The sequence below is a fragment of the Taurinivorans muris genome (assembly GCF_025232395.1).
Taxonomy (GTDB): domain Bacteria; phylum Desulfobacterota; class Desulfovibrionia; order Desulfovibrionales; family Desulfovibrionaceae; genus Taurinivorans; species Taurinivorans muris.
In genome coordinates, this window is record NZ_CP065938.1 from 234,816 (window position 1) to 246,478 (window position 11,663).

Here is an 11,663-nt window from a genome sequence, read left to right on the forward strand (position 1 = left end):
TGATATGAAAAAGGGTATGGCTTTTATCGCGGTAATCGTTTTTTTACTTGCATTGAATTATGAAAAACTATTTTCACTTTTTGAAAAAAATGATGTCAATGTGTTGGCAAAAGTAAACGGGGAAGAGATAACCCTTGAAGAAGTTGAAATATTATATGATATGCGCAATGTGCATTTGAACACTCCGGCTCCCGATGTGGACAGGGTGCAGCAGGAATATGCGGAAATTCTTTACAATAGGATAAAGCAGGTTCTTGTTTCTCAGGAACTGGAAAAAAGAAATGTTGCGGTTACCGATGAGGAAGTCCTGCTATTGGAAAACAAAGTCAGGGAAAGTTATTTGGGAGTGCTTGATGAAAATCAGACTTTCGAAGAATATTTAAAAGAAAACGGCATCAATTATCATGAATGGCTCAAACAAATCAAATCACAGCTGGAAAGCGACAAGCTGCATGCCCTGCTTATGAAAGAAATTCCGCTTGGTTCCGAAGAAACCCTGCGTTATGCCGAAAAAATCAAACAGGAACAAAAGAAAGATTTCGTCAAAATTCAATTCTTTTTATTGAAAGCAAATCAGGAACTTTTAAACGAAATTCAGCATGACACGACTTTTTCACGGGAGAATGTCGAAAAAAACGGTTTTTCCGATTTAGCGTTTATTGAACATTTTGAGGGAAAAGGCGCTCAGGTTTTTCAGTCTCTTTTTGACAGCGACAGTTTGCCGGAACAATACAAAACCGTTCTTGTTTCCATGGAACCGAACACATTTTCCCGTATTCTGCATGAGGACGGCAGTTGTTATGTTTTGTATCTGGAAGATAAGCAAAGTTTGAAGGAAGATGATGCCGTTGACCTTTATCTGCTTGCGGAAGAAAGATTGTTGCAGGAAAAATTGCCGCAGGTTTTTGCCGATTGGCTTTCAAACGCCGTAAAAAATTCCGATATCCATTTGGCACGGTCTTTTGACCCCAATAAGTTAACAAAAAATGTGGATATTAATAATTTGTTGAAATTACAAGAAGTTTTAACGGAAACGGAAAATTAAGCACTCAATGTTTGCTTATATTTAAAAAAAGGATTAGAATAAAAAAAATTGTGTGAGGGCGTCCTTTGAAAATAATCACAGTATTAATCGCTTTAGGTTTTTTATTTACTCCTGACTTGAGTTTGGCAAGTTCGAGAGCTTCAATCGTCGCCACTATAAACAGCGATATGATTACAGCTTTGCAGCTTGAAAAAAATGTTCGGTTGGCATTGCTCGCCAAAGGCGTTGACCCTAATAAAGTCAGTCCCGGCGAATTGAAAGATATTAAAAAATCCGTGTTGGACGATTTGGTTAAAGAATCCATTCTGATACAGGAAGCAAAAAATCAAAATATTGATATCAGCGATAAAGATGTTGAAAAAGAAATTCAAAATTCCATCGATAAAGCCGGCATCTCAAAGGAAGCTTTTTATGCCGATTTGGCAAAACAAGGTTATGATGAAAAATTTTACAAGGATAAAGTTAAAAAATCATTATTGACGCAAACTCTCATAAACAGAAACGTGCTTCGTAAAATCATTGTGACCAATGATGAAATTTTGGAATTTTACCTTGCCAACGGCGGACAAATTACGGGAAAGGCGAATGTCGCACTGCTTGTTTATCCTAATGGCGAACAAATGGATATGCATTCTGAAAAATTGCAGGATAATCCCCGCAGGTTTGAAGATATTGCAAAAGATATTTCCGTCGGACCTTCTGCGGATAAAGGCGGCGTTTTAGGGGAAATGGCTGTTTCCGACCTTGCCGTGCCTGTGCAGTCCGCTATTCAGGGTTTGGATGCCGGTGAGGTTTCAAAGGTATTTTCTTTGAACGGCGCGTATGCGCAGGCGAAAGTGCTGTCTAAAACAACATCAAGCGATAATTTGGCTGAAATCATCGATCCCGCCGTTGTTGCGAAAATTCGTGACGGATTGCGCATGCAAAGGGTTGGAAATAAAATTGAAGAATATATAACGGGCTTGGAAAAAAAAGCTATTGTAACCATAAGATAGGGCGGTATTATGAATTTAATCGAACTTGGCACCATATTTCGTGAAAAACGCCAAAGTAAAAATTTAAGTATAGCTGATATATCAAAGGCGATTAAAATACCCCAGCAAAGTTTGATAGCTTTGGAACAAGGTGATTTGGGATTTATCGGTTATGAAACGTATTATAAGAATTTTTTGAAATGTTACGCTGTGTATTTAGGGTATGATGTTGAAGAATATCAACAACTCATTAAAAATGTTGATGAATTTTCCGAGCAAATCGCACCTCCTAAAAGTTTGGAAGTCCAGCTTGCGGAAACTCAGCCGGAACTGGCAAAACCCCGGGGCAGAAAATTGGCTGTTCAGCTTTTTATTTTAGCCGTGATCGGGGGCAGCGCATATTTTTATTTTTCACATGGTGATGTTTTGTTCGGTGATGAAAAAGAAAACACTCCTGTGATTGAAAAACAAACAAAACCCGCTTCTTCTGCCGTTGCGGTGGATAAGAACGTTGAACCCGCAAAAGAACCGGTTCTTGCTTCTGAACCTGAAAATGAAACAACAGAAGCGGTGTTGCAGGCTGAAAATGAAAAAAGCGATGTGCAGGCGGAAGCTGAGAACGTAATACAAAAACAAGAAGTTTCCGATACGCAAAAACCTACGGAAACAGTTGCTCAGGATACTGCACAAAAATCTTCCGGAGCGGTGCAGCAAGAACTTCCCTTTGATTTGCAGGCATTTTTATCCGAATATCCCTCTGCGCAGGTGATTGATTGGGAAAGCGTCGCAGAGCCTCAAAAAGGCGAACAACAAGCTGTTATGTATGCAAATCAGGATTGTTGGATGCAATACCGTCAAGATGACAAGTCAGGACATTTTATCATAAAAAAAGGTGAACAGCGTGTGTTCAATTTTAGGAAGAATTTGCAGTTCAAAATTGCAAACGGTTCCGCAATAACGCTTTTCCATGACAGAAAACCTGTCGACGTGGGGGATTCTTCCAAACTTCGAGAAATCAACCTTGAGTAATATACGGAAATTTATTGTAAAGGGAACGCAGCGTTCCCCTTTTTTTTGTCGCTTCAGCACAATAAAGCTGCCAGCTCTAATCCGGTTGAATAAAAAATCTTTAGACACAAGCCCGTCCTCCTTTGATATATATTGGGTGTGTTTGTCGATAAGGACTTTAAAATTGAGGCATTAATAATAAACAAAAATACCAATATCATCTTTAGAGTAATGAAGTTAAAAGTGTAGGATTGCCGTATGATATTCAAAACTATTTAATGTTGCATGATATGGTTTAATATAGGGTTGATTACGGATTGGATTGCAGCGGTTGAGAAGGAAGTAACGATAATGAAATTTCGTATGCGGTTGAATTGCAAGAAAACCTTATATGAGATATCGCATTTTGCATGGTAATTCAGTATAAAAAATATTGTCGGTAATAAAAATAAGCAAAAGAACTGCGTTTCGTTTTTTTCTTTTTTATTTCAATGGGTATGGTCAGCCCGAAAAACAGTCGGTTGTGATATTCCGAAAATATTGAGGATTATGGTATGTGGTATTTGTCGAATGGATTTTGCTTATGAAATTTTATCACAAAAATCTTTAGACTTTTTCTTGAAACTTATTTTCTTTTATGCTATGCATGTTGCATATCATGCTTATTCTATGAAAGGAAAAGATATGCCCCAAGTTGCCGCTAGAATCAGTGATAATCAAGAAAGATGGTTAAAAGATTATTTCAGAACCAAAAGTGCAGGTGCAGAGTTTATTCTCCCTTGGGCTGTTGATACTTTTTTTCGAGCTATCGGTGGAATACGTGCGATTTTTACGGAAGAAGAATTAAAAACCATTGTCGAAGCGCATAAAGACACGAAACTTATGCCCGACCATACGCGGCTGACGTATTTGATTGTGCGGGTGATGGATATATGCGACATAAACGGCGTGCACAAGAAATACGGCGCAAGCCGCACGAGTCTTGAAACAAAATTGAAGCAATTGGACGATACGCAGGCTACGGCATTGATGATATGGGCTGTCGCCTTTTGGGTGAGCAAAAATTGTTCTTCTGAAAGTTTGGACGAATATGTCCGTTCCTGATTTTTGGCTTTTTTTCTTTTTTTTGATTTATGCAAAGCCATAAAACAAGCCGGAACCGTTTCTTTTATTTTCTTTGCACAAGCATAATGCTCTGTACCGGAGCGTATCTTGCTGTCCGGTTGTTTTGGTTTACGGAACTTCCGCTTTTTATAAAAATTTTCGCAGGCGCCGTGATCATGCTTTTGTCGCAATGCATGTTCGGCATGCGGTATGTGGTGAGTTTTACTCCGCATATGTCGTATTTTGCGTTAAAAGTTTGCGGATATTGTTCCGCGTTTTTTATTTGTTTGGCGAGTTTTGTGTGTTTGCATGACATATTTTTTTATGCCCGCTGGTATTATGAAAAGTCTTTGCCTTCTTATGGAATAACGGCTGCTTTCGCTTTCTGCATGCTTTTCGTTTCTTTTGCCGCCATGGTATATGGTGCATGGCGGGCATTGAAAATTCCCGCATTCGTATACAATGATTTATATGTCAAGGAGTTGCCAGAAGAGCTTGAAGGAATGCGTATCGTGCATTTGAGCGATTTGCATATAGGCTCGATTTTTGATGGTAAATGGCTTGGAAAACTGGTTGACGGAATTAATGCCGAGCAGGCTGATTTAATTGTCGTCACGGGGGATTTGGTGGATGCCGTTCCCGCTAAGATAGAGCAGGATGTCGTTCATTTGCGGAAATTACAGTCCCTGCTCGGCATGCATATTTGTTTGGGTAATCATGAATATTTTTGCGGTGCGATGCCATGGGTTGAAAAATGGCATTCTTGGGGCTTCAATGTCTATATCAATGAAAACAAAAAGGTGCTGTATAAAAATTTTCCTTTTTATATAGCGGGTTCTGCCGATTTTGAAGGAAATAAATTTCCGGGGCTTTTGACTCCCGATATGGAAAAAACATTGCAGGGAATACGGCAGGAAGATTTTGTGCTGCTTTTGCAGCATCAGCCCAAGAAAGCGAAAAAAAATGCGCACAAAGGTGTAAATGTCCAACTATCGGGGCATACGCACGGCGGGCAGTATTTTTTTCTTTTTCCCATTGTTTGTTTATTGAATAACGGCTATCGTTCCGGTTTTTATGAAGTGGGTGATTTATCTCTTTATGTAAGTCCGGGAAGCGGGCTTTGGGGCTATGTCCCTTTGCGCTTCGGAACAAACAGCGAAGTCTTGGTTCATACCTTGAAGAAGAAAAAATAAAAATTACAAAATTGTAAAATAAATAAATTCATGCATAATGTTTGACAGCGAAAGTTTTGCGTTGTAGTGTGTTTTTATACTTTTTTGGTAAAATTATTTTTTGGAGGATATAATGAAAGCCTATTACGAACAGGACGCAGATCTTTCTGTTTTAAAAGGAAAAACTGTCGCAATTATCGGGTATGGCAGCCAAGGTCATGCCCATGCTCAAAACCTGAGGGATTCCGGTGTGAATGTTATTGTCGGACAACGCCCCGGCGGAGCAAACTATGAATTGGCTAAACAACATGGCTTTGAACCTCTTAGTGCCGGTGAAGCTGCTGAAAAAGCTGATCTGATTATGATTTTGCTTCCTGACCAATACCAAGCGAATATTTACAAAAATGATATTTTGCCCCATTTGAAAGCAGGAAAATCACTTATTTTTGCACACGGTTTCAATATTCATTTCGGGCAGATCGTTCCTCCTAAAGATGTTGATGTTTTCATGATTGCGCCAAAAGGTCCGGGACATTTGGTGCGCCGTACCTATACCGAAGGGGGCGGTGTCCCTTGCTTGGTCGCCGTTTTTCAGGACGCAAGCGGCGAAGCTTACAAAAAAGCGTTAGCCTATGCGAAAGGCATTGGCGGAACCCGTTCCGGCGTTATTGAAACTACATTCCGCGAAGAAACGGAAACAGACCTTTTCGGGGAACAAGCCGTTTTATGCGGCGGTTTGTCCGCTCTTGTGAAAGCAGGCTTCGAGACCCTCGTTGAAGCGGGTTACCAGCCGGAAATCGCTTATTTTGAGTGTATGCACGAAGTGAAACTTATTGTTGACCTCATGTATGAGGGCGGACTTGCGAAAATGCGTTATTCCATTTCCGATACCGCCGAATACGGCGATTACAAAACCGGACCGCGCATCATTACCGCTGAAACGAAAAAAGAAATGCGCCGTGTTCTTGACGATATTCAGCAAGGAAAATTCGCCCGTGACTTCATTTTGGAAGCGCAGGCGGGGTATCCGATGTTTAAGGCTATCCGCCGCATTGAAGCGGAACATCAGCTTGAAGAAGTCGGCACCCGTTTACGCAGCATGATGCCATGGCTTAAAAAGTAATCTCATTTGTTTTCTTATGTAGGGGGCAAGTTTTTTGCTCCCTATTTTACTGTCTTTTTAAAAGGATTGATATGTCAGTACGCTCTAATTATACGGATTCTCTGAATTTTTATGGAAAAGAAACTCCTCAAGGTTTAATGGAAAAATTTGGTTCGCCTCTTTATGTGTATAATGAAGTCGTGCTTCGTGAACGCTGCAGGGATTTGGTCGGGCTATGCAAAACAAAGGGACTGCATATCAATTATTCCGCAAAGGCGAACGCTAATCCGCACCTTCTGAAAATTATCAGGGAAGAAGGCTGTCTTGTTGACGCCATGAGTCCCGGAGAATTGTATCTTGATTTGAAAGCGGGCTATAAGCCTGATGAAGTTCTTTATGTCTGCAATAATGTCAGTCCGGAAGAAATGAAAAACGCCCTTGAAAAAGGGGTGCTTGTGAGCGTGGATTCCCTTATGCAGGTTGAACAGCTCTGCCGGCTGAATAGGGGCGGAAAAATCATGGTGCGTTTCAATCCCGGTATCGGGGCGGGGCACAGCGCAAAAGTCGTGACAGGGGGCAAAGAAACGAAATTCGGCGTTGACCCTGAAAAATTGCCGCAGCTTCTTGAAATTTTGGATAGATACGGTGTGACTTTGGCGGGTATCAATCACCATATAGGCTCTTTGTTCATGGAGGGGGAAAGCTATATCGAAGCGGCAAAAGTGCTTTTGGATTTGGCTTTGAAGCTCCCTTGTTTTGAAAAATTGGAAATCATTGATTTTGGCGGCGGTTTCGGCATTCCTTACCATAAATACGAAAATCAGGCCCGTTTTGATTTGGAGACATTCAGCCGTTTATTGAATGAAACGCTTTCAGGCTGGGCAAAAGCGCATAATTATCACGGAAAATTTTATTTGGAACCCGGGCGTTATATCGCGGCTGAATGCGGAGTTGTCCTAGGGACTGTTTACAATACGAAAACAAACGGAACAAAACCGTATGTGGGAACAGATTTGGGCTTTAACGTTCTTGCCCGCCCCATGCTGTACGATTCTTTTCATGATGTGGAAATATACCGTAATAATGCTCAGGAAAATATGGAAGAATTGGAGCAGACCATTGTCGGAAATATTTGCGAATCCGGAGATATTATCGCAAAAAACCGTGTACTGCCCGTTTTGAGGGAAGGCGATATTGTCGCCATGCTCGATGCGGGGGCTTACGGCTTTTCCATGAGTTCGAATTATACCCAGCGTCTGCGTCCTGCTGAAGTTCTTATTCAGAAGGACGGTACTGCAAAATGTATCCGCCGACGTGATACGTTTGAGGATATTTTTGCAACCGTGACGGATTTTTAAGCGATTAAAAAAAATACGATAAGCACTCATGCGTTTGCATGGGTGCTTTTTTGGCATTATGGATACTCAAAAAATAAAACTTTTTTTGAACGATGTTCCTTATAGGGCAATATGGGAGTTAGTGTGGCCGCAAACGGCGACAATGCTCTGCATGATCGTGATTTCCCTGACGGATATTTATGTCGGAGGGAAAATCAACTCCGAAGTGCAGGCATCCATCGGCGTTTCCGCGCAGCTGCATGCTCTTTTCATGGTTTTGGGAACAAGTATCGGGGCGGGAGCAATGGCTGCCGTCAGCCAATCGATGGGGGCGAAACGTTTCGCCCGCGCTAAACGCTATTCCGGATTTGTTCTTGTCTATGCTTTTTGCATGGCTGTCTTATTGGCTGTTATCGGGTATTGTTTCCGTTATTTCATTATGGAAATATTGCAGGTTGAGCACCGTATGGTTGAAACGGCGGTCACTTTCTTTACGTTTGTTCTTTTCACTTTGCCTTTCCAGTATACCCATTATTTGAGTTCCGTCTTGTTCCGTGCTACGAAAGAGGTGATAAAACCGCTTTTAATCATTATCGTCATTGCTTTTTTCAATATTTTCGGTGATTTTGCCTTCGGGCTCGGATATTTCGGTTTTACCGCATGGGGAGGCAAAGGAATAGCCTTTTCAACGTGGCTGTCCTATGCGCTCGGAGCTGTCATCGCCTTGATCGCGTTGTATAGGAATGATATTTTTGAAAAATATGTCATTCCCCGTTTTCGTTGGATGAAAAAGGCGACGCCGTATTTATTCAAAGTTTCCATTCCGGCGTTGACCATGCAGTTTTTATGGCAGCTCGGCTATTTGATTCTTTTCGCCATTGTGGCTGCTCTTCCTGACAGTGTTTCCGCTCTTGCGGGACTGACAGCAGGAATGCGGATTGAAAGCATTTTGTTTATGCCTGCAGTGGCATTCAATGCGACAGCCTCAATTTTAATTGGTAGCACGCTTGGAGCGGGAAAAAAAGAAGAAGCGAAAAAAATTGGGCTTGCAATTATTTTTTTTGGTACTATTTTAATGTCAACTATCGGGCTCTGCATGCTGCCTTTTGTTGATACGCTCGCGGGATTTTTCAGTTCCGATGCGGATGCGCAGTGGAATATCAGAATGTATGTGTATATCAACATCGTATCGACTCCGTTTACTGTCGGCGGCTTGATTGTCAACGGTATCATGGTCGGCGCGGGAGCGACGGTCTATGCTTTGTTTATCAATCCGTTGTGCATTTGGGGAATACGATTGCCCTTAGGCATTTTTTTGGCGCATATTTTGGGGTATGGCTCAATAGGCGTTTATTTTGCCATGCTCTTGTCCATGTCAATTCAGGCGACAAGTATGTTTATGATATTTTTAAAAGCAAATTGGACCAGGTATACTCTAAGAAAAATATAATAAAGCGGGAATGTGTTATGTTTGAATTTAAACCTGTCACTTTGAATCTTTTTGCCGAATATGAGCAAAAGCGTAAAGAATGTCCTGTGAAATCAGCGGATTACACTTTTACCAATTTGTTCGGCTGGGCTGATAAATACGGGCTTTCCGTCGCGTTTACCGATGATTTCGCTGTCATTCATCAAAAATATCCTTATCATTGCCTTTGGGCGCCTGTCGGAAATTGGGACAAACTCAATGCGGAAGATTTATCGGAACTTATTCATTCGGTTAACATTCCCAGCTGTCATGATAATCCGCTCATGGCAAGCGTCAGTTCCCATGAAAACAGATTTTGCATGCATAGGGTCCCCGATGAGCTTGCGGAGCGCGTTATGGATATGTATTCCGGAAAAGTCGCTGTGATTGAAGCAAGGGGGCAATGGGAATATTTATATTCAAGGCAGGAATTGGCGACGCTTTCCGGAAACAGGTTTCATAAAAAGAAAAATCATGTCAACGGGTTTTATAAAAGTTACGCTTGCGAATATCATCCTTTGACGACCGAGGACGGCGTGAAGGGCAGTTTGGAAGATGTGCTTGAACTGCAAAATGAATGGTGCAAATGGCACGATTGCGAAAACAGCAATTCCTTATATGCGGAAAATGAAGCTATTTTCCGTGTGATTGGCAGCTGGAGCGCTTTCGGTTCTTTGTTCGGCGGTTCCTTTTATATTGATGATAAAATGGTCGCTTTTGCCGTTGGGGAAAAGCTTGATGATAAAACGTGCGTTGTGCATTTTGAAAAGGCTCATTCCGATTACCGCGGAATTTATCAGGCCATCAATCATGCCTTTGTCAATAACTGCACGGAAGGCTTTGAAATTATCAACAGGGAACAGGATATGGACGAAGAGGGTATCCGTAAAGCAAAGCTTACGTATAACCCCGTAAATTATTTGAAAAAAAGTACGCTTGTCTTTACTCTGTAAAGGGTATATACTTTTTAACATATCATTTTTTAGGAAAAAAGTATGAAAGTTGTAACCCGTTTTGCTCCAAGTCCTACCGGACATTTACATATCGGCGGAGGCCGCACCGCGATTTTTTGCTGGCTGCTCGCCCGTCATTTCGGCGGAGAATTTCGTTTAAGGATTGAAGATACCGATACGGAACGTTCCAAGCAGGAATATACCGATTCTATTTTGGCATCGATGAAATGGCTCGGTTTGGATTGGGACGGTGATTTGACCTATCAAAGCCAACGCAAAGACGTATATAATAAATATGTCGATAAACTTTTGGAAACAGGGCATGCCTATTACTGTGACTGTTCCGTCGAGGAAGTGGAAGCCATGCGTGAAGTCGCCCGTGCGAAAGGCGAAAAACCCCGTTATAACGGTAAATGCCGTGAACGCGGACTTGGGTATGCTGAAGGCCGTGTCGTGCGGTTGAAAGTTCCCGCAGAAGGCAGGGTTGTTTTTGATGATATGGTGAAAGGACCCATTGCCGTTGACGTGAATGAACTTGACGATATGGTTCTTCGCCGTGCTGACGGTATGCCAACCTACAATATGGCTGTTGTTGTCGATGATTATGAAATGGGCGTTACTCATGTCGTGCGCGGTGACGACCATGTTTCCAACACGCCGAAGCAAATTTTAATCTATCAGGCTCTCGGATTGGCTGTGCCGACTTTTGGGCACGTGCCAATGATTTTAGGTCCGGATAAGCAAAAACTTTCAAAGCGCCATGGGGCGAGGGCTGTTGTCGAATATCAGCAAGACGGTCTTTTGCCGGAAGCTCTTGTGAATTATCTTGTGCGTCTTGGCTGGTCACACGGGGACCAGGAAATTTTTTCTTTGCAGGAACTTGTGAAACTTTTTGACGGAAAGAATTTAAATAGTTCCGCTGCCGCTTTTGACCCTGATAAACTGCAATGGCTGAACGGCTATTATTTGAAACATACGCCGCTTGACAAGGCAGTAGAATTGACCCGTCCTTTCATTGAAAAATCTGGGCTCTCCCTTGACGGGAAAAATGCTGAAGCCGCTATTTCCTTATATATTGAAAGAGCAAGCAATTTGAACGATTTGGCGGAGCAAGTCAAACCGTATTTGCAAAATATCGAAGATGTCGTTTTTGAAGAAAAGGCTCTTAACGCGCTTGACGGGCAGGGAAAAGAACAAATCAAAAATGTGCTCGCCCTTGTGCGTGATACGGAATTTACGGCGGAAAATCTCGAACATGTCATCCATGATTATGTGGAAACAAGCGGGGTGAAATTCAAATTGGTCGGAACTCCGCTCCGCTCCGCTCTGATCGGTCTGGCAGGCGGACCTTCCATTCATCTTATTATGTTCGCCCTTGGAAAAGCCGAAACAATAAAACGGCTTGAAAGAGCTTTGGCATAATCGGTTTTGTTTTATCATGAAAAAGCTCCTTTATGCATATTAAAGGGGCTTTTTTTATTTTCATGAAATGGAATAAAG

Annotated in this window: 10 protein-coding genes; all 10 read left to right on the forward strand. The window is 41.9% G+C overall.

What is annotated here, in order from left to right; all coding sequences use genetic code 11:
• The first annotated feature begins 4 nt into the window (after nucleotides 1-4).
• The 10 genes from JBF11_RS01025 (at nucleotide 5) to gltX (ending at nucleotide 11,585) form a co-directional block, all read left to right on the forward strand.
• A complete protein-coding gene (locus JBF11_RS01025) occupies nucleotides 5-1,045 on the forward strand; it encodes a SurA N-terminal domain-containing protein (protein WP_334315534.1) in 1,041 nt (346 codons plus the stop codon).
• 65 nt (nucleotides 1,046-1,110) lie between these two features.
• On the forward strand, nucleotides 1,111-2,040 hold the full coding sequence (locus JBF11_RS01030) for a peptidylprolyl isomerase (RefSeq protein WP_334315535.1): 930 nt from the start codon (nucleotides 1,111-1,113) through the stop codon (nucleotides 2,038-2,040).
• A gap of 9 nt (nucleotides 2,041-2,049) precedes the next feature.
• On the forward strand, nucleotides 2,050-3,048 hold the full coding sequence (locus tag JBF11_RS01035) for a RodZ domain-containing protein (RefSeq protein ID WP_334315536.1): 999 nt from the start codon (nucleotides 2,050-2,052) through the stop codon (nucleotides 3,046-3,048).
• Nucleotides 3,049-3,711: 663 nt separating this feature from the next.
• Nucleotides 3,712-4,131, forward strand: a complete 420-nt coding sequence (locus JBF11_RS01040) for a hypothetical protein (protein WP_334315537.1) — start codon at nucleotides 3,712-3,714, stop codon at nucleotides 4,129-4,131.
• A 29-nt stretch (nucleotides 4,132-4,160) separates the two neighbouring features.
• Nucleotides 4,161-5,324 (forward strand): metallophosphoesterase, encoded by a 1,164-nt coding sequence (locus JBF11_RS01045; protein ID WP_334315538.1) that lies wholly within the window; start codon nucleotides 4,161-4,163, stop codon nucleotides 5,322-5,324.
• Nucleotides 5,325-5,436: 112 nt separating this feature from the next.
• A complete protein-coding gene (gene ilvC / locus JBF11_RS01050) occupies nucleotides 5,437-6,426 on the forward strand; it encodes a ketol-acid reductoisomerase (RefSeq protein WP_334315539.1) in 990 nt (329 codons plus the stop codon).
• Nucleotides 6,427-6,497: 71 nt separating this feature from the next.
• Complete coding sequence (gene lysA, locus JBF11_RS01055) at nucleotides 6,498-7,763, forward strand: diaminopimelate decarboxylase (RefSeq protein WP_334315540.1); 1,266 nt, start codon at nucleotides 6,498-6,500, stop codon at nucleotides 7,761-7,763.
• 58 nt (nucleotides 7,764-7,821) lie between these two features.
• The gene (locus JBF11_RS01060; RefSeq protein WP_334315541.1) at nucleotides 7,822-9,192 is read left to right on the forward strand and encodes an MATE family efflux transporter; all 1,371 of its coding nucleotides are present in this window, start codon (nucleotides 7,822-7,824) and stop codon (nucleotides 9,190-9,192) included.
• Nucleotides 9,193-9,209: 17 nt separating this feature from the next.
• Nucleotides 9,210-10,163, forward strand: a complete 954-nt coding sequence (locus JBF11_RS01065) for a DUF2156 domain-containing protein (protein ID WP_334315542.1) — start codon at nucleotides 9,210-9,212, stop codon at nucleotides 10,161-10,163.
• A 42-nt stretch (nucleotides 10,164-10,205) separates the two neighbouring features.
• Nucleotides 10,206-11,585 (forward strand): glutamate--tRNA ligase, encoded by a 1,380-nt coding sequence (gene gltX, locus JBF11_RS01070; protein WP_334315543.1) that lies wholly within the window; start codon nucleotides 10,206-10,208, stop codon nucleotides 11,583-11,585.
• The last annotated feature ends 78 nt before the right edge of the window (nucleotides 11,586-11,663 follow it).